Here is an 18,809-nt window from a genome sequence, read left to right on the forward strand (position 1 = left end):
AGAGGCGCGGAGGCGCAGAGGAGGTTGCGTTCGAGGCTGTCTTTCCCGCGATAGCGGGCCTGTTGCCGGTCTCCCGATCGCACGGGACATTGCGTCCCGAACCACCTCCTCCGCGCCTCTGCGCCTCTGCGCGAACCAACCTTCTTCGCGCCTTCGCGTGAACTACCCACTTCTTACCCTAGGAATCGTCGCCCCAGCGAAGGCTGGNGGCCTCGTGCGGCTCCTGTCGCGCGCTGTCAGCGGGAGATCCCCGCCTTCGCTGAGATGACGTTTGTGTGACGGGGATCAGGCCCGCTTCGTCTCGCGGCTCCAGCGGACCCATTCGAGCAGAACGAACACCACCGCGACCAGCCCCAGCGCGGCGGTGAAGCGGAATACCGGGGCATAGCCCATCTGTTCGACCGCTTCGCCCAGCCCCGCGCGGCCGAGCGAGCCGACCAGCAGGGTGAGCGACGACAGCAGCGCATATTGCACCGCGCTGTGTTCCTTGCTGGCGATCGAGGACAGATAGGCGACGAACGCCGCGCCGGCCAAGCCACCGGCGATATTCTCCCCCGAGATCGCGACCATCAGCCGGACCATCCGCGCATCGACGCCAAGGTTCAGGAGGCCGGTCGCGCCCGCCACCGCATCGATCACCGGGGCGCCGGCCGCCAGATCGGCATAGAGCAGGTTGCTTAAGGCCGCGACGATCGCGCCGAGCAGCAATGTCGGCATCCGCCCGGCCGTCGCGAACAGGATGCCGCCCAGCGAAATGCCGAGGATGGTCATGCCGACGCCGAAGATCTTGGAGGCGAAGGCGACCTCGTTGTTCGTGTAGTGCAGTTCCGTGAGATAAAAGGGATAGGCGAACGGCCCCCAGATCGAATCGCACAGCCGGTAGCTGAGGATCAGCCCGAGGACGATCACCACGCCGTAGCCCAGCCGCCCGACCAGTTCGGCCATCGGCAGGATGAGTGCGCGATAGCCGTGTTCGACGATGCCGGTCGCCGGGTCGGTCCCCGCCCCGCTGCGCCGGGTCAGCCATGCCGCGACGAGCGCGGGAACGACGACGGTCGCGACGACGATCCACGGGCCGGTAAGGCGGGTGAAATCGCCGACGCTCGGTGGCGTTTCGCCCGGGCCGACGGCGAGCGCACGGGCCATGAAGGCGGCGATGGTCACGATCGCCCAGCCCCAGCAAAGGCCGACGATGATGAGCCCGGTGCGCTTGTCGGCACGCGACGGGCCGATGGCGGCCTCGCCCGGTGTCAGCGCGGCCGGGCGCGGCGTGTCGGGCGCGAAAAGGGTGACGATCAGCAGCAATGCCATCAGGGCACCCATGATCGCATAGACCAGTGGCCAGCCGATCCGTGCCGCCATCACCAGCGCCAGCGCGCCGCCGACGAGGCTGGCGGTGCGATAGCCGAGCTGATAGGTCGACGACAGTAGGCCCAGCGTCGCGCGTTCATCCGCCACGTCGATCCGCCATGCGTCGATCACCACGTCCTGCGTCGCGGCGGCGAACGCGCCGATCACCGCCAACAGCGCGAACCAGCCGAGCCCCAGCACCGGGTCGGTCGCCGACAGCGCGACGAAGGTGGCGGCGAGCACCCCCTGACACAGCAGCAGCCATGACTTGCGCCGCCCGAACCGTTCGAGCAGCGGCAGGCGGAGGCGATCGACCAGCGGCGACCACAGGAATTTGAAGGCGTAGAGCAGCCCGATCCACGACAGCAGGCCGATGGTGGCGAGGTTCACCTTCGCCTCCCCCAGCCATGCGTTGAGCGTCCCGAGCAACAGCGTGAACGGCAGCCCGGCGGCAAAGCCGAACGCCAGCATCGTGGCCGTCTTGCGATTGCCCAGCCCGGTACGGATCAGCGCCAGTCCGGTCGGCGCGGCGTCTGTCATGCCTATCCCCTTGTGCAGCGCGGGACCGTAGGCGGGGGGTGCGGTTGGAGCAAGGTGGTTGGAATTTGCTGCCCTCTCCCCGGATAAGGGAGAGGGATACCGCAGCTTGCCAGCTTGCTGGCTAGCGGAGGTTGGGAGAGGGCGGGTTGTATTCGGACTTTACCCGTCAAAACCCGGACTTCGTCACTCCCGCGAAGGCGGGAGTCCATATACGCTGGCGTTGCGATCCTATTGGGACGTCGGCGTGTATGGATTCCCGCCTTCGCGGGAATGACGAACATGCGTGGCGTGGCCCCTTGCCCTCCATTAGCCACGGCTTCCGATAGTTGCGCCTGAACCCCGCCAACCGAAAGCTTCTTGCCCTGCCCGGCCGATCGGGTAGGCGCACCGGCATGACTGTTCCCCATCCGATGGCCACGCATCGTCGCATCCTGATCGCCAGCCTGATCGGTACGTCGGTCGAGTTCTACGACTTCTATATCTATGCGACCGCCGCGACACTGGTGTTCGGGCCGCTGTTCTTTCCGTCGGACAGCAGTTCGGCGCAGTTGATGGCGAGTTACCTATCGATCGGCCTCGCCTTCATCGCGCGGCCGCTGGGCGCGGTGGTGTTCGGGCATTTCGGCGACCGGCTGGGGCGGAAGTCGACGCTGGTCGCGTCGTTGATGCTGATGGGTGGGTCGACGCTGCTGATCGCGTTTCTGCCGACCTATGCGCAGGTCGGCTGGGTCGCGCCGCTGCTGCTGTGTACGTTGCGGTTCGCGCAAGGGCTGGGACTGGGCGGCGAATGGGGCGGCGCGGCGCTGCTCGCGGTCGAGAATGCGCCGCCGGGGTGGCGCGGGCGGTTCGGCATGGTGCCGCAGCTCGGCGCGCCGGTCGGGTTCATCGCCGCCAACGGGCTGTTCCTGATCCTCGGCCTGACGCTCAGCGATGCCGATTTCGTGGCGTGGGGCTGGCGGTTGCCGTTCCTGTTCAGCGTCGCGCTGGTGGGCCTGGGCCTGTGGGTTCGCCTCAAGCTGACCGAGACGCCGGCGTTCCGGGCTGCGCTGGAACAGGAAGCGCCCGCCGGGGTGCCGATCGCCGAGCTGGCGGCCGGGCATCTGCGCGCGACGCTTGCCGGTACCTTCGGGGTCGTCGCCTGTTTCGCGCTCTATTACATCGCGACGACGTTCGTGCTGGGATATGGCACCACGACGCTCGGCTATACGCGCGGCGCGTTCCTCCAGACGCAATTGGTGGCGATCCTGTTCATGGCGCTCGGCATCGCGTGGGCGGGATGGTGGTCGGACCGGGCGACGCCGGGGCGGGTGCTTGCCGGAGGCTGCGTCGGCGTGGTCGCGGCGGGCGCGATGCTGGCGCCGATGGTCGGCGGCGGGAGCCTGTTCGCGATCGGAGCGTGGCTGTCGTTCGCGCTGTTGATGATGGGGTTCGTCTATGGGCCGCTCGGCGCGTGGCTCCCCTCGCTGTTCCCGGCGCGGGTGCGCTATACCGGCGCGTCGATGGCGTTCAACGTCGGCGGGGTGATCGGCGGCGGGCTGACGCCGAGCATCGCGCAGGCGCTGTCGGTCGGGCATGGCCTGAGCGCGGTCGGCATGATCCTTGGCGCGGCGGGGGTGGCGAGCCTGATCGGCCTGGCGATCACGCCGAGGCGCTGAACGGCGGCGTCGCCCCGACCGGCTCGGGCATCGGGCAGACGCGGTTGCGCCCCGCCCGCTTGGCGGCATAGGTCCAGCCGTCGGCGCGTTCCAGCAGGCGTTCGAGCGTGTCGCCACCCTCACGCTCGGCAAGCCCCGCGCTGACCGTGACGGCGGGGAGATGCGCGCCCATCGCCGGCATCGCGCCGCGTACCGCCTGCGCCGAAAGCCATGCGCCGCGCAGCGTCGTCCGGTCGAGCAGCGCGACGAATTCCTCACCACCCAGCCGGGCGACCAGCGCATCGGGCGGCAGCGCGGTGCGCAGGACATGCGCGAAGGTGCGCAGCACCGCATCGCCGGTGGCATGGCCATAGCCGTCGTTGATCCGCTTGAAATGATCGAGGTCGAACACGATCGCCGCGACCGGCGACCGGGCGGCGGGATCGAACAGCCGCGCGGCGCGGCGTTCCAGCCCGCGGCGGTTGGCGAGGCCGGTCAACGGATCGGTTTCGGATTCGGCGATGGTGTGGCCCATCACCTTCTGCATCACCAGCAACAGCACCATCAGCCCGGCGGTAACGATCAGGATGCCGCCGGTCGCTTGCGAGAACAACGCATAGGCGCTGGCGGCATAGTCGCGCGCGGTGGCGCCCGAGCCATAGGCGGCGGCGAAGAACGGCTTGACGAGGAAGTGGACGCCGAGCAGCCCCGAGACGAAGGTCAGCCCCCACCACAGCCGGCCGCCGCCGGTACGCGCCATCCGCTGCGCGACGACCGCCGACAACGCGCTGGCGGTCGCGAACGGCGCCTGGAAGCAGAGTTCGTACCACAGCGTATTGCGCGGCCCGCCCCAGATGCCGGCGCGGATGACGACACCGAGCAGCAGGATCGCACCGGCCGCCGCCCATGGCTTGCGCAGGCCGCCGAGCGCGGCGAAGCCCAGCGGCATCAGCACGATGCACAGCAGGAACGACGCATAGCTGGTCGCGGTGAACGTGCCCGTCCACTCGGTCAGCCGGACACCCAGTTCACTCAAGGGGGTCAGCATGCCGATCGCATAGACCGCGAAGAACCACATCACCTCGCGCTGGCCCGAATAGGACAGGCGGATGGTCGCGAACGCCACCGCGAACAACGCCGCGACGCACATATTCCCGATCAACGCATAGATCGCACCGTCCACCTGGCCTGTTCCGTCCGATACCGTACTGGATCGCCGACCTAGCACGGCGTCCCCACCAAGGCGTTAACGCGCCTGGAAGTCGGATGCTTTTGCCCGGACCCGTCGCCGGCATGACGTCGATCGATCAGGCCCGGGCAGTTCAGGCGAGGCGAAGCAGAGTGATCTTCGCCTTGCCATAGACACGTTCGACATCGATCGTGAATTGCGGCAGGTCGATCGTCTCGGGCTTCGCGGTTTCGACGCTGACCCAGGTGGCGGGGCCGATCCAGCCAAGCCGGGCGAGCTTGTCCGCCGCGACCGCGCCCGCGCCGCTGTCATAGGGCGGGTCCATCATCACCAAGTCGAGCGGACGCGGTGCCGGCCCGAGCGACAGGACCGAGGTAGCGCGGACATCGGTGCCCCCTGCCCCCAGCTTGGTGATGTTGGCCCGCAGCGCGTCGAGCGCCGCGCGGTCCTGTTCGACGAACAGGCAGGTGGCGGCACCGCGCGACAGCGCCTCCAGCCCCAGCGCCCCCGATCCGGCGAACAGATCGGCGACCGCCAGTTCGTCGAAGCTGCCGATGCGGCTGGCCAGCATCGAGAACAGCGCCTCACGCGTGCGATCGGCGGTGGGGCGGGTGGCGTCGCCCTTGGGCGCGGCGATCGGGCGGCCGCGCCATTCCCCGGCGATGATCCGCATCAGCGCTTGCCCCCGGTCGGACGCCCGCCCTTGGGTTTGCCCTTGGTCGGTCGGGTCGATGGCGTGGCCTTGGCCCAGCCGGTCGGCTTGCGCTTGGGCCGGTCGATGAAGCTGGCCCGATCGGCGTCGGACGCCTCCGCCTGCGTCATGCGCCGGTCGACCGGACCGCGCGGGGGCGCGGGCGCGGGTTCCTCACGGCGTACGACACCGCCGGTCCGGGCGGGACCACGCGCCGGGCGGGGCGCCGATTCCTGCTCGTCGTCGCGGGGTTTGCGCGAAACCCGCGCGACACCGTCATAGCCCGGCCGCTGGACATAGGCCGCCGCCCGCCGGGTGCGGGCGTTGGCGCCATCAGGGGCATGGCCATAGGCCCGGCGATCGCCCAGTCCCGGCTGCTTGCGTTCGGACGGCGTCTGTCCCGCCTGGGTCAGCGGATCGAACCCGTCCTGACGATCGACCGGGCGTTCGGTGGCGTGGGTGCGCGGGCCGGCACGACGCGGATCGACCGGCCGGGGACGATCGCCGAACCCGCCACGCTCGGTGCTGCCTTGCGGCCGGGCGCCGAAGCGGGGGCGTTCACCGTCACCCTGCGGTCGCGTGCCGAAGCTGCGGCGTTCGCCATCGCCCTGTGGTCGGGCACCAAAACTGCGGCGCTCGCCGTCGCCCTGTGGTCGTGCGCCGAAGCGGGGGCGTTCACCGTCACCCTGCGGCCTGGTGCCGAAGCTGCGGCGTTCGCCATCGCCTTGCGGGCGGGGAGCAAGCGTACGACGTTCGCCCTGCCCCGGCGCTCCGGCTGGCCCCTCGCGGTCGGGGCGCCGGCCGCTGAAGCCCGAGCGCTGGCCGTCGCGCTCGATACGCGGGCGGCGTTCGTCGGTGCGCGGCGTCGCCACCGGTTCGGGGCGGGGCAGCGGGCTCGCGCGCTTCCATGCCTTCAGCGCCGCCGGATCGGCCCCCTCCGGCGTCGGCTTGACGGTCGGCTTGTTCACCAGCGTCTTGCGGAAGGCGACCAGTTCGTGCTGACGGATCTCGTCGACCTCGCCTTCGGGCAGGTCTTCGAGGTAGAACGGGCCATAGCGGGTGCGAATCAGGCGCGAAACCTTGAGTCCGAGATGTTCGAGGACGCGGCGCACCTCGCGGTTCTTGCCCTCGGTCAGCGTCATCTCGATCCAGGTGTTGGTGCCGGTGCGCCGTTCAAGATTGGCGTTGATCGAGCCATAGCGCACCCCCTCGATCTCGATGCCGAGCATCAGGTCCTCGAGCTGCTGCTGGCTGACCTCGCCATAGGCGCGGGCGCGGTACGTCCGCTCGACCCCGGTGGCGGGCAGTTCGAGCCGGCGCTTGAGTTCGCCGTCGGTGGTCATCAGCAACAGCCCCTCGGTATTCAGGTCGAGGCGGCCGACGGGGATGAGGCGCGGCAGGCCGGCGGGCAGCCGGTCGTAGATCGTCGGGCGACCGGTGTGGTCGCGCTCGGCGGTGAGCGTGCCGGCGGGCTTGTGGAAGCGGAACAGCCGCGTCGGTTCGGGTGCCGCCACCGGCGCGCCGTCGACGGTCACGCCCTTCAGGTTGCGCAGGATCGTCGCCGGCGTGTCGATGGTGACGCCGTCGATCGCGATGCGGCCGGCGGCGATCATCCGTTCGATGTCGCGACGCGAGGCGACGCCCGCGCGGGCCAGCAGTTTCGCGATGCGTTGCCCGTCGGCGGGCGTTTCGGCGGGGGATTCAGGAGGCGTGGCGATGACGAAAATATCCAGCTTGCGGCGAGGCGATGAAAGTTTGCGCCAAAGCGGTTCCTTCATCGCATTCGTGAGTTTGACGCAATCGTATAGGATGGAAGCCATCCGGTGGAAAGCGAGTGGGTCCATGTTGTTCGGTCGGAAGAAACGGCACATCACGCGCATCCTCGTGGTCGAGGACGAACCGCTGGTCGCGTTCGATACCGAATATTTCCTGACCGCCAGCGGATTCGAGATCGCGGCGACCGTCGATTCGGTCGCCGACGCGCTGCGGGTGATCGAAGGCGGGACCGAAGTGGACCTGGTGCTGGCCGACATCAACCTGGTCGATGGCAGCGGGCTCGATGTGGCGCGGACCGCGCATGGCCGCGGCATACCGGTGCTGCTGGTGACGGGGTCCTGCCCCGAAGGCGCGCGGGTGTTCGCGGCGGGATGTCTCGCCAAGCCCTATCCGCAAAAGGATCTGCTCGGCGCGATCAATGCGATCGGCGCGGTGATCGGTGGCGAGAAGCTGCCCAACCGCCTGCCGAGCGGATTAAACCTGTTCGGCAGCGCGGCCTGAGCCGATTGCTCCCCTCCCAGAGAAGGGAGGGGAGCAGGAAAAGTGCTATAGGCCGATCCATCCGACCGAAGGCGTCGCCCCAGCGAAGGCTGGGGCCTCAAGCGGCGCTTGTCACGCGCTACTACCGGCAGATCCCAGCCTTCGCTGGGATGACGTTTGTTTCAAAGCAGATGGATCAGCTTCCGGTCGACCTTAGCGGACGCTGGCGACCGTTACGGGCCGTGCAATCTGCGCCACGCGGACCTGGGCATCGCGCTTCATTTCGGTGCGGCAGCGGCGGCTGTCGGCGTAGCCGCGCATGCCGGTGACGACCGAGGTGCAGGCGCGGCGTGCGGCGGTATCGATCCGCGCGTCGAGCAGGCGGCGGCCCTCGGCGGTGGCGAGGTCGAGGCCGGCATAGGAGACGCGGGTGCTGACGGGCTCGCGCAGTTCGGCATGGGCGGCCGACGACAGGCACGCGAGGGCGGCCGCCGCGAGGGCGATGGTACGGATGGTCATGGGGAAAGGCTCCTGCGAAGATCGCCCGTCGCGCCGATGGTCATCCCGCAAACCGGGTGCCGCCGTCCGCCGGCATCGCGGCCCTAGCCCTGCCGCATTGCAGCATCGTGGCGGGGCCATGTCGATATGATGACGGTCCCGAAACAACTTCCTTGCTTGCCGGTTTACCGCGCGTTCCCTACCTGTTCGGCCATGTCGCTTGTTCCTGCCGCCGCCGCCGAACCGCCCTATCTGCGCACGCTGAACGCGCCCCAGCGCGAGGCGGTGCTGACGACCGACGGGCCGGTGCTGGTGCTGGCCGGCGCAGGCACCGGCAAGACGGCGGCGCTGACCGCGCGGCTGGCGCACCTGCTCTACACCCGCAAGGCCTATCCGTCCGAAATCCTGTCGGTGACGTTCACCAACAAGGCGGCGAAGGAAATGCGCGAGCGCGTCGGCCGGCTGGTCGGCGACCTGGTGGAGGGGATGCCGTGGCTGGGCACGTTCCATGCGATCGGCGCGAAGATGCTGCGGCGGCATGCCGAACTGGTCGGGTTGCAGTCGAACTTCTCGATCCTCGACACCGACGACCAGTTGCGGCTGATGAAGCAGTTGATCCTTGCCGCGAACCTCGATGAGAAGCGCTGGCCGGCGCGCAGCCTTGCCGGGCTGATCGACGGGTGGAAGAACAAGGGGCTGACTCCCGCCGACATCGATGCGGGCGAGGCGGAGCGCTTTGCCAATGGGCGCGGGGGCGAACTGTACCAGCAATATCAGGACCGGTTGAAGGCGGTGAACGCCTGCGACTTCGGCGACCTGCTGCTGCATGTGCTGACGATCTTGCGGACCAATCGCGAGGTGCTGGCGCAGTATCAGCAGCGCTTCCGCTACATCATGGTCGACGAATATCAGGACACCAACAGCGTCCAGTATCTTTGGCTGCGGCTGCTGGCGCAGGAGCGGCGCAACCTGTGCTGCGTGGGCGACGACGACCAGTCGATCTATTCGTGGCGCGGCGCGCAGGTCGAGAATATCCTGCGGTTCGAGCGTGATTTTCCCGGTGCGAAGATCGTGCGGCTGGAACAGAATTACCGGTCGACCCCGCATATCCTCGGCGCGGCATCGGGGGTGATCGCGCATAACGGCGGGCGGCTGGGCAAGACGCTGTGGACCGAATGCGACGTGGGCGAAAAGGTCCGCGTCATCGGCGTGTGGGATGGCCCCGAGGAAGCCCGCCGCGTTACCGACATGATCGAGCGCGAGCGGCGCAACCTCGACGGGTTCGCCATCCTGGTCCGCGCGCAGCACCAGACGCGCGAGTTCGAGGACCGCTTCATCGCGACCGGCATGCCGTATCGCATCGTCGGCGGTTTTCGCTTCTACGAGCGCGCCGAAATCCGCGATGCGCTGGCGTATCTGCGCGTCGTCAACCAGCCGGCCGACGATCTGGCGTTCGAGCGGATCGTTAACGTCCCCAAGCGGGGGCTGGGCGACAAAGCGGTGCAGACGGTCCACCGTTTCGCCCGCGCGACCGGCAGTTCGCTGATGACGGCGGCGGCGCGCATCCTCGACACCGACGAACTGACCGGCGCGGCGCGCAAGTCGCTCGGGCGGCTGGTCGGCGATTTCGCGCGCTGGCGTGACATGGCGCAGAGCCTGCCGCATGCCGAACTGGCGCGGCAGTTGCTCGACGAGAGCGGCTATACCGCGATGTATCAGGCGGAAAAGACCGCCGAGGCCGCCGGGCGGCTGGAGAATCTGACCGAGCTGGTCCGGGCGATGGAGGAATATGAGTCGCTGGGCGCCTTCCTCGAACACGTCAGCCTGGTGATGGATAACGAGGCGTCGGCCGAGGAGCCCAAGGTCACGATCATGACGATCCACGCCGCCAAGGGGCTGGAGTTCGACACGGTGTTCTGCGTCGGATGGGAGGAAGGGCTGTTCCCGTCGCAGCGATCGATGGACGAGGGCGGCACCGCCAGCCTCGAGGAAGAACGCCGCCTCGCCTATGTCGCGATCACCCGCGCGCGGCGGCTGGCGGTGGTGCTGCACGCCGCCAACCGGCGCATCTATGGCCAGTGGAATTCCTCGCTCCCGTCGCGCTTCGTCGGCGAATTGCCGCCCGAGCATATCGAGACCGAGACGACGATGGCGGGGGGCGAGAGCCTGTGGCGGGCCAACTGGTCCGAACGCGGCGATCCCTTCGCCGATGTGTCGCGCGGCACCGGGCGGGGGCCGGGCTGGCAGCGCGCGGCGTCGCAGGGGTCGACCTTCACCCCCGCCCCGTCGCGCGTGGTCGAGGCGCGGGCGAGCGCGATCAGCCTGGGCAACAAGGGGCGCGGCGACCTGAAAAAAGGACAGCGCGTGTTCCACCAGAAGTTCGGCCATGGCACGATCGAACTGATCGAGGGCAACAAGCTGGAAGTCGAGTTCGCGACTGCGGGACGCAAGCGCGTGCTCGATACCTTCGTGACGATCGACTGATCTTTTTTGCCGTATACTGTTCGCCACTGATGCAGATCAGGAACGACGGATGGCTTTTGCCGTACATCCCCTGTTCAGCAACCGATGTTGCGGGAGATGTTCGATGGAACAACGGAACAACGCCGACTATTATCGCCGCCGCATAATCGAGGCACGGGCGCGTGCCGATAGCGCGTTCCTGCCTGAAGTGCGGGTGGTCCATACCGAGATGGCCGAGCGCTATGCGCAACTGCTGGCCGAGGTCGAACACGGTGACCGGCCGCGGCTGGGCATCGTTTCGCGGTCCTAGGCTGGATCGACATTCAACGAAATGCCGTCCTAATCTCCTCCCCTCCCTGACAAGGGAGAGGCCGGGGGTGGGTCGGCCCGAGAGGAAACATAAGCCCTCCACAACCGGCCTACCCACCCCCAAACCCCTCCCTTGTCAGGGAGGGGAGCNCGATAGGTCCCAGACTCCGGTGCATCCGAACGAAAGCGTTGCCCAGCGCAGGCTGGGACCTCAAGCGGCTCCTGTCGCGCGCCGTCACCGGGAGATCCCAGCCTTCGCTGGAATGACGCTTGTTGAAAGGAAGCCGGATCAACCTTCGGGGCACGATTTCGTACCGGCGTCCAAGCAACCGGCGGGAAGGTCGCTCGTTCACCAGCGGTGTTACCCGTTGAGCGAGGATTCAAGCACGATGCCCTATATCAAGACCCGCGATGGAACGAGCCTGTTCGTCAAGGACTGGGGACAGGGGCAGCCGGTCATCCTGATCCATGGCTGGCCGCTGTCGGCCGATAGCTGGGACCCGCAGTCGATGGCGCTGGCCGATGCCGGATACCGGGTGATCGCCTACGACCGGCGCGGATTCGGCCGGTCGGACCAGCCGTGGTCGGGCTATGATTACGACACGCTGGCCGACGATCTGGCGGATGTGATGAAGGAAACCGGCGTCACCGACAATGCGGCGATCATCGGCTTCTCGATGGGTGGCGGCGAAGTGGCGCGATACATGTCGCGGCACGGCGGCAAAGGCGTGACGAAGGCCGGGTTCATCGGCTCGGTCGTGCCGTACATGCTCAAGACCGAAGACAATCCCGATGGCGTGGCGCAGGACCAGCTCGAGGAGATCGCCGACAATATCAAGGCGGACCGGCCGAAATTCTTCCGTACCTTCTTCGACCAATTCTATGGCGTGGGCTTCATCACCAGCCCGGTGAGCGAGGAAACGCTCGACCTGTCGTGGAACACGGCGATGATGGCGGGGCTGAAGCCGACGCTGGCGTGCGCGGAATCGTTCGGGACGACCGATTTCCGGGGTGACATTGCGTCGATCACCGTGCCGACACTCATCATTCACGGCACCGCCGACCAGACGGTGCCGATCGACGCGACCGGCCGCGCACTGGCCAAGGCGCTGCCGAATGCCAAGCTGATCGAATATGACGGCGCGCCGCACGGGCTGTTCGCGACCGAGAGCGAGCGGCTGACGCTCGATCTGCTGGCGTTTCTTGGGACGCGTTGAGACAATAGGCCACCCTCGTCATTCCCGCGCAGGCGGGAATCCATAGACGCAACCGGCGTTGCTCCTTCGCGAATGCCAGCGTGTATGGACCCCCGCCTACGCGGGGGTGACGATATGGTGGCCATCTTTGCAAGCCCCGACCCAATACCCCCCAAGCCGATCTGCATTGCGCTCCCTCGGAAGCGGACCTAAGCCCCATTCCCATGTCCGCTTCCCCGCATCCTTTCGCGATCCCTGCGTTTCGGGCCTATTTCCTCGCCCGGCTGTCGAACACGCTGGCGCAGATCGCGATGGTCGTGGTCATCGGCTGGCAGGTGTACGATATTGCTCGGCAGACGATGACGGTGCGCGAGTCCGCGTTTCAACTGGGGTTGATCGGCGTCGCGCAGTTCCTTCCGTTGCTGGTGCTGTCGCTGGTGGCGGGGTGGGTCGCCGACCGGGTCGACCGGCGGTGGATCGCGCGCGGATCGGTGGCGCTGGAGGGAGGCTGCGCGCTGTTGCTGGCGTGGTTGACCTATAGCGGCACGATCAGCCTGCCGTGGCTGTTTTTCGTCGCCGCGCTGCTGGGCGTCGCACGGGCGTTCGCAGGTCCTGCGTTGCAGGCGCTGGCTCCCAATCTCGTGCCCGCCGCCGTGCTGCCGACCGCGATCGCGATGAGTTCGATCGCGTGGCAGGGCGGATCGGTGCTGGGGCCGGCGATGGGTGGCTATCTCTATGCCGCCGGCCATTATCTCCCCTATGCGGTGTCGGCCGCGCTGTTCCTGTTCGGGCTGGTCATGCTGTTCCTGATCCCGCCGATTCCGCGTGCGGTGATCGCGGGGAAGGCCAATCCGTGGCGGCAGATGCTCGACGGCCTGTCCTATGTCCGGCGCAACCGGCTGGTGTTCGGCGCGATTTCGCTCGATCTGTTCGCGGTGCTGCTGGGCGGAGCGACGGCAATGCTGCCGATCTATGCGCGCGACATTTTGCAGATCGGCGCGGACGGGCTCGGCCATCTGCGTGCCGCGCCCGCGCTGGGCGCGGTGGTGGTGGCGGGCGTCTTCGCCATCAAGCCGCTGTCGAAGGACGTCGGGGCCAAGATGCTGCTGTCGGTGATGGGCTTTGGTGCGGCGACCGCGTTGTTCGGCCTCTCTGCGCCGCTGCTGATCCCGGTGTTCGGCGCGGCGGCGATCGGCCATGATACCGCGCCGGCGGTGCTGCTGGCATTGGCCGCGTTGTTTGTGGTGGGTGCGACCGACATGGTATCGGTCTATGTCCGCCAGTCGCTGATCCAGTTGCACACCCCCGATGCCATGCGCGGGCGCGTCGGCGCGGTCTCCACGTTGTTCGTGTCGGGATCGAACGAGCTGGGCGAGGCTCGGTCGGGCTTTCTTGCGGCACTGGTCGGCCCGGTCGTGGCGGTGGCGGGCGGCGGCGTGCTGGCGATCGGCGTTACGATGCTGTGGTCGCGCCTGTTCCCCGAGTTGCGCGCCGCGCGAAGCTTCACGCCCCCCGACAATCTCGAAGTCATCCCCAAGGAGAGCCAGCCATGAAGGCCGATACCATCCTGCAAACGATCGGGAATACGCCGCACATCCGCATCAAGCGGCTGTTCGGCGATGCCGAGGTGTGGATCAAGTCCGAACGGTCGAACCCCGGCGGTTCGATCAAGGATCGCATCGCGCTGGCCATGATCGAGGCGGCCGAAGCCTCGGGCGAGCTGCAACCCGGCGGCACGATCATCGAACCGACCAGCGGCAACACCGGCGTCGGCCTGGCGATGGTCGCGGCGGTCAAGGGCTACAAGCTGGTGCTGGTGATGCCCGAGAGCATGAGCCTAGAGCGGCGGCGGCTGATGCTGGCGTACGGCGCGAGCTTTGACCTGACGCCGCGCGAAAAGGGCATGAAGGGCGCGATCGAGCGCGCGCATGAGCTGGCCGCGCAGACGCCGGGCGCGTGGATTCCGCAGCAGTTCGAGAATCCGGCGAACGTCGACGTCCATGTCCGCACCACCGCGCAGGAAATCCTGCGCGACTTCGCCGACACGCCGATCGACGTCATCATCACTGGCGTGGGCACCGGCGGGCACATCACCGGCGTCGCCGAGGCGCTGAAAAAGGAATGGCCCGAGCTGAAGGTCTATGCGGTCGAGCCTGAACTCTCGCCGGTGATTTCGGGCGGGCAGCCCGGACCGCATCCGATCCAGGGGATCGGCGCGGGCTTCGTGCCCGCCAACCTGCACACCCAGGCGATTGACGGCGTCATCAAGGTCGACGCGGCGGTCGCCAAGGACATGGCGCGGCGCAGCGCGAGCGAGGAGGGCATCCTCGTCGGCATTTCGTCGGGAGCGACGCTGGCGGCGATCCTCCAGAAGCTGCCCGACCTGCCCGATGGCGTGCGGGTGCTCGGCTTCAATTACGACACCGGCGAGCGCTATCTGTCGGTGCCCGACTTCCTGCCCGAACAGTGACGACCCCCGCCCGCCCCGTGCCGGCGTCCCCGGCGGGGGCGGGCGGCGTCCGTACCGGATCGCCCATCCTCGACGGCGTGCTGGTCGCGCTGTCGCTCGGCGCGGTCGTGGTGCCGGCGATCGTCGTCGAGCATGCGCCGGTGGTGCGCGCCAGCGCGATCCGGCCATCGCGGCAACCGGTCGCGGTGGTCCCGCCCGATGTGGTGCCGCCGGTCGAGCCGATCGCGTTCCGCGCGCTTCCCCCCGATGAGGCCCGCGCGTTCAATGCGACCGTGCCGTTCGTCACCGGTCCCAATCCGGCGGCGCGGCCGTTCGCCTTTGCCGGCGATCTGGAGAACCGCACCCGCGCCACCGACTGTCTGGCGGCGGCGGTGCTGTACGAGGCGGGCGACGATGCCGTGGGGCAGCGGGCGGTGGCGCAGGTCGTGCTCAACCGCGTGCGGCATCCGGCGTTCCCCAAGAGCGTGTGCGGCGTGGTGTTTCAGGGGTCGGAGCGGACGACCGGGTGCCAGTTCACCTTCACCTGCGACGGGGCACTGGCACGCGCCTATCCGCTGCCGTTCTGGGACCGGGCGCGCAGCGTCGCGGCGGCGGCGCTGGCCGGGGCGGTCTATGCGCCGGTCGGCTATGCCACGCATTACCATACCGACTGGGTCGTGCCCTATTGGCAGTCGAGCCTCGACAAGATCGCGGCGGTCGACACGCATCTGTTCTTCCGCTGGACTGGCTGGTGGGGCACGCCGGGCGCGTTCCGCCGCACGCCCGAGAGCGTCGAGCCGCGTATTCTCCAGCTCGCACCCTATAGCGACGCGCACAAGCTACCCGAGGTGCTGGCGGTCGAGCGTGAGGCGGGGCTGCTGACCGGCAGCTTCGCTGCGCCCACGCTCCGCCCGAGTGCGGATGATCCCGACACCTTCCTGATCGCGCTCGACCTCGCGTTGCCGCCCGACCAGTGGCCGCAACTGGCGCAGGCGGCGTGCGGCGAGCGGGCGCGGTGCAAGCTGCTGGGCTGGGGCGAGGCGGCGCAGGTGCCCGCCAGCGCGGCGGCGGCGAGCGATCCGGCGTCGATTGCGACGATGCGGTTCAGCTATCTGCGCGACCGCAGCGTGCCGCTGGAGCGGACGCTGTGGAACTGCCAGCAGGTGCCCCGGCCGCCGGCACAGTGCATGCGCCGCGCGGTGCCCGCCCCTGCCCCCACGCCGGCTGCGGCGGTGCGGCCGGAACCGGCGGCGGTCGCGACCCCGCTGGCGGGAGTGCGGCGCAAGGGCGAACCTGCCCCCGCTTCCGTGCCGTCAGTCGGCGCGACGCAGTAGCGCGCGGGCGAGCGCGTCGGCATCCTCGACCGCGAGGTCGACGACATCGGGCCGCGCCATCCCGCGCGCGCCCGCCGTGCCGACCTGGACTGTCGCGATCCCGAGCAGGCGTTGCAGCGGTCCGCGCGTCACCGATACCGCCTGGATGCGGGCGAGCGGTACGATCCACGCCTGTTTGGCGAGCACGCCGCGCATCACCTGCAGATGGTCGCCGACGATCGCATAACGGTGCCGCCGCCGCGCGATCAGCGCGAGCGCGACCGGGATCGGCACCAGCACCAGCGCGAAGGCGACCAACGGCAGGAAGACGGTGCCGACCGCGATCGCGACCAGCGGCACGCCGCCGCGCCAAACCCCCGCGCGCACGACATGGCCGAACGCGACAGGGCGCAGCGGCAGCGGATCGAAGCGCGGATAGCCGGCCTCCGCCAGCAGCGCCGCAACCTCGTCGTCGCGCGCGAACGGGGCGACGCTCTGCCGCCCGCCGGCATCGTCGCTGCCGCCCAGCGTCTGGAACCGCAGGCTAGACCAGCCGAAGCGGCCGCTGACCATGCCGCGTTCGATCAGCGCAAGCTGCACCCGGCGCAGGCTGACGACCACCTCGGTCCGGGTCAGCAGCCCGCGCACTCGGCGCAACCGGTCGCCCTCGCGCTCCAGCCGGAAGCCATATTCGACCAGCAACGTCCGCACGATGCCGCTGATCGCGCCCAGCAGCAGCGCGACGACGAAGGCGAGCGCGGCGAAGATCGGCGTGACGAGGCCGATCGCCTGTTCGCGCGCGATGCCGGCGATGTCGCGCACCTCGCGCCAGTCGAAATCGATCAGGTCGCCCAACTGGTTGAGCGCGGCGAACAGCACCCCGACCCAGACCAGCGAGAAACCGAACGCGCCCATCGCCAGCACCCGGCCGATCGGCATCGCAAACACCGTCACCCGCTTCGGTTCGACCGGGCCGGTGGCGGCGGCAGCAGGGGTCCCGCCCTGTCGCAGCACGGCGCGAAGCCGCGCGGCTTCGGCCAGCGTCACACTGTCGAGCGATGCCTCATCCGCCTCGCCGCCGCCGGTTTCGACCTTGACCCGGGCAAGACCGAACAGGCGCGCGAGCGGCTTCTGTTCGATCGACACGTCCTGGATCCGATCGAACGGGATCGAGCGGCGGCTGCGGTGGAGCAGCCCCTCGGCGATGGTCAGTTCGCCGGCGTCGATGGTGTAGCTGAACTGCCGCCAGCGGGCCCATGCGAACACGCCGAGCAGCACGATGCCGACCCCGAGGATCGCGGCGGCGATCTCGACCCGCCCGCGCGAGAATGCCGCGAACAGCGCGATCAGGCCGGGGATCTGCTTGGGGGCCTGCGCGATGATCGACAGGCCGATGGTGCCGGGGTGCAGGCGGCGCGTGTCGGCCACGCTCACCACGGCGATGCCTCGATCGCGGCGCGGATGCGGTCGCGCACCGCCTCTGCCCGGTCGCGCGCAAGGCCGGGCACGCGGACCTCGGCGTGTTCGGTGCCGGCGGTGTGGAGGACGAGCGTGGCGACGCCGCACATCCGCTCGATCGGCCCCTGCGTCAGATCGATATGCTGGACCCGTCCGACCGGCACGATGGTGTGGATGCGGACCCACCAGCCATGCGCGACGTGCAGTTCGGTGTCGTCGATCGCGAAGCGCCAGTGGGCGAAGCGACGCGGCGGCGCGACCAGCGCCAGCCATCCCGCCAGCGCCGCCGCGATCGCCAGCACGATGCCGTTCGGCAGATCGGTCTGGTAGAGGATCGCCTCTGCCCCCAGCGCCGCCGCCAGCAGCACGACGGCGACGATCGCGCCGTGCCAGCGCAAAACGCGCAGGAAGCGGGGATCGAGGGGGGCGAGCGCGAGCGGCGTATCCATGGCGGTGTGATAGACGGGTAAGACGCGCGCACTCAAGCGAAACCGGCCCCTTGTGCCCGCGCCCGCGCGGGGCCATAGCGCGCGCATCCTATCCATGACGCAAACCAGGGCGGTCCCATGAAACTTCGCATCGTCGTGACGCTCAAGAACGGCGTGCTCGATCCGCAGGGCAAGGCGATCGAACATGCGCTCGGCTCGCTCGGCTTTTCGGGCGTGGAGGACGTACGCGTCGGCAAGCTGATCGAGCTCGACGTCGCCGACGATACCGACGACGCGACGATCGACGCGATGTGCCGCAAGCTGCTGGCCAACACCGTCATCGAAAACTACCGGGTGGAGCGCGCATGAAAACCGCCGTCATCGTCTTTCCGGGGTCGAACTGCGACCGCGACATCGCGACCGCGCTGCGTGCCGTCACCGGCACCGCGCCGACGATGGTGTGGCACCGCGACAGCGAATTGCCGGACGACATTGGCCTCGTCGCGGTTCCCGGCGGCTTTTCCTATGGCGATTACCTGCGGTCGGGCGCGATCGCCGCGCGGTCGCCGGTGATGCAGGCCGTCGTCGCGGCGGCGGACAAGGGGCTGCCGGTGCTGGGCATCTGCAACGGCTTCCAGATCCTGACCGAAGCCGGGCTGTTGCCGGGCGCGCTGATGCGCAATCGTGGCCTCGCCTTTGTCTGTCGCGACGTGGCGTTGAAGGTGGGTGAGACCGCCTCGTCCTTCACCAGCGGCTATCGCGCGGGCGACACCATCCGCGTGCCGGTGGCGCATCACGACGGCAATTACGTCGCCGACGAGGCGACGCTCGACCGGATCGAGGGCGAGGGCCAGATCGCGTTCCGCTACGCCGAACCGGTCAACGGATCGGCGCGCGACATCGCGGGCTTGGTCAATGCCAAGGGCAATGTGCTCGGCATGATGCCCCACCCCGAACGCCGCATCGAAGCGGCGCACGGCGGCCGGGATGGCCGCGCCCTGTTCGAAGGACTGCTGGCGACGATCGGGGCGTAGG

Annotated in this window: 17 protein-coding genes; 10 read left to right on the plus strand and 7 right to left on the minus strand. The window is 68.7% G+C overall.

Features of this window, described 5'->3' with window-relative positions; genetic code table 11:
• Positions 1-285 precede the first annotated feature (285 nt).
• Positions 286-1,890 (minus strand): AmpG family muropeptide MFS transporter, encoded by a 1,605-nt coding sequence (locus ASE78_RS11425; RefSeq protein ID WP_056497170.1) that lies wholly within the window; start codon positions 1,888-1,890, stop codon positions 286-288.
• Positions 1,891-2,282: 392 nt separating this feature from the next.
• Here ASE78_RS11425 and ASE78_RS11430 point away from each other — a divergent pair, with 392 nt between their 5' ends.
• Positions 2,283-3,545, plus strand: coding sequence for an MFS transporter (locus ASE78_RS11430; RefSeq protein ID WP_056497172.1), 1,263 nt, complete (start codon positions 2,283-2,285; stop codon positions 3,543-3,545).
• Here the strand turns inward: ASE78_RS11430 and ASE78_RS11435 are convergent.
• The 3 genes from ASE78_RS11435 to ASE78_RS18360 all read right to left on the minus strand — a co-directional run bounded on the left by ASE78_RS11435 (position 3,529) and on the right by ASE78_RS18360 (position 7,182).
• A complete protein-coding gene (locus ASE78_RS11435) occupies positions 3,529-4,707 on the minus strand; it encodes a GGDEF domain-containing protein (RefSeq protein ID WP_056497176.1) in 1,179 nt (392 codons plus the stop codon). The two genes, ASE78_RS11430 and ASE78_RS11435, sit on opposite strands and share 17 nt — an antisense overlap.
• Before the next feature lie 139 nt (positions 4,708-4,846).
• On the minus strand, positions 4,847-5,386 hold the full coding sequence (gene rsmD, locus ASE78_RS11440; protein WP_055755469.1) for a 16S rRNA (guanine(966)-N(2))-methyltransferase RsmD: 540 nt from the start codon (positions 5,384-5,386) through the stop codon (positions 4,847-4,849).
• A complete protein-coding gene (locus ASE78_RS18360) occupies positions 5,386-7,182 on the minus strand; it encodes a pseudouridine synthase (RefSeq protein WP_082467169.1) in 1,797 nt (598 codons plus the stop codon). Before ASE78_RS18360 ends, rsmD begins: the two co-directional genes overlap by 1 nt.
• 64 nt (positions 7,183-7,246) lie before the next feature.
• Here ASE78_RS18360 and ASE78_RS11450 point away from each other — a divergent pair, with 64 nt between their 5' ends.
• Positions 7,247-7,681 carry a response regulator gene (locus ASE78_RS11450; protein WP_056497179.1) on the plus strand — a complete coding sequence of 145 codons (435 nt, stop codon included), beginning with the start codon at positions 7,247-7,249 and terminating at the stop codon, positions 7,679-7,681.
• Between the two features lie 192 nt (positions 7,682-7,873).
• Here ASE78_RS11450 and ASE78_RS11455 read toward each other — a convergent pair whose 3' ends face one another.
• A complete protein-coding gene (locus tag ASE78_RS11455) occupies positions 7,874-8,179 on the minus strand; it encodes a UrcA family protein (RefSeq protein WP_056497182.1) in 306 nt (101 codons plus the stop codon).
• Between the two features lie 192 nt (positions 8,180-8,371).
• Between ASE78_RS11455 and ASE78_RS11460 the strand changes: the two genes are divergently transcribed.
• From ASE78_RS11460 to ASE78_RS11485, 6 genes are all read left to right on the plus strand, one after another.
• Positions 8,372-10,642, plus strand: coding sequence for an ATP-dependent helicase (locus tag ASE78_RS11460; RefSeq protein WP_056497185.1), 2,271 nt, complete (start codon positions 8,372-8,374; stop codon positions 10,640-10,642).
• A gap of 103 nt (positions 10,643-10,745) precedes the next feature.
• On the plus strand, positions 10,746-10,931 hold the full coding sequence (locus ASE78_RS11465; protein WP_056497188.1) for a hypothetical protein: 186 nt from the start codon (positions 10,746-10,748) through the stop codon (positions 10,929-10,931).
• Positions 10,932-11,319: 388 nt separating this feature from the next.
• Positions 11,320-12,147: an alpha/beta fold hydrolase gene (locus ASE78_RS11470; protein ID WP_056497190.1), complete on the plus strand. Its 828-nt coding sequence runs from the start codon at positions 11,320-11,322 to the stop codon at positions 12,145-12,147.
• Between the two features lie 203 nt (positions 12,148-12,350).
• A complete protein-coding gene (locus ASE78_RS11475; protein ID WP_056497193.1) occupies positions 12,351-13,679 on the plus strand; it encodes an MFS transporter in 1,329 nt (442 codons plus the stop codon).
• On the plus strand, positions 13,676-14,596 hold the full coding sequence (gene cysK, locus ASE78_RS11480) for a cysteine synthase A (RefSeq protein ID WP_056497196.1): 921 nt from the start codon (positions 13,676-13,678) through the stop codon (positions 14,594-14,596). The genes ASE78_RS11475 and cysK overlap by 4 nt, the downstream gene beginning before the upstream one ends.
• Positions 14,597-14,613: 17 nt before the next feature.
• Positions 14,614-15,909 carry a cell wall hydrolase gene (locus ASE78_RS11485; RefSeq protein WP_235515031.1) on the plus strand — a complete coding sequence of 432 codons (1,296 nt, stop codon included), beginning with the start codon at positions 14,614-14,616 and terminating at the stop codon, positions 15,907-15,909.
• Here ASE78_RS11485 and ASE78_RS11490 read toward each other — a convergent pair.
• Together ASE78_RS11490 and ASE78_RS11495 are read right to left on the minus strand one after the other, a co-directional pair.
• A complete protein-coding gene (locus ASE78_RS11490) occupies positions 15,889-17,322 on the minus strand; it encodes a PH domain-containing protein (protein ID WP_235515032.1) in 1,434 nt (477 codons plus the stop codon). The genes ASE78_RS11485 and ASE78_RS11490 overlap by 21 nt on opposite strands.
• On the minus strand, positions 17,319-17,795 hold the full coding sequence (locus ASE78_RS11495; RefSeq protein WP_056497203.1) for a PH domain-containing protein: 477 nt from the start codon (positions 17,793-17,795) through the stop codon (positions 17,319-17,321). The genes ASE78_RS11490 and ASE78_RS11495 overlap by 4 nt, the downstream gene beginning before the upstream one ends.
• A gap of 117 nt (positions 17,796-17,912) precedes the next feature.
• On the opposite strand from ASE78_RS11495, the gene purS reads away from it, so the two are divergent.
• Entirely contained in the window at positions 17,913-18,143 is a 231-nt protein-coding gene (gene purS / locus ASE78_RS11500; RefSeq protein WP_055755458.1) for a phosphoribosylformylglycinamidine synthase subunit PurS, read from the plus strand.
• The gene (purQ, locus tag ASE78_RS11505) at positions 18,140-18,808 is read left to right on the plus strand and encodes a phosphoribosylformylglycinamidine synthase subunit PurQ (protein WP_056497207.1); all 669 of its coding nucleotides are present in this window, start codon (positions 18,140-18,142) and stop codon (positions 18,806-18,808) included. The genes purS and purQ overlap by 4 nt, the downstream gene beginning before the upstream one ends.
• Position 18,809 lies beyond the last annotated feature (1 nt).

It is taken from the genome of Sphingomonas sp. Leaf25, assembly GCF_001421635.1.
Taxonomy (GTDB): domain Bacteria; phylum Pseudomonadota; class Alphaproteobacteria; order Sphingomonadales; family Sphingomonadaceae; genus Sphingomonas.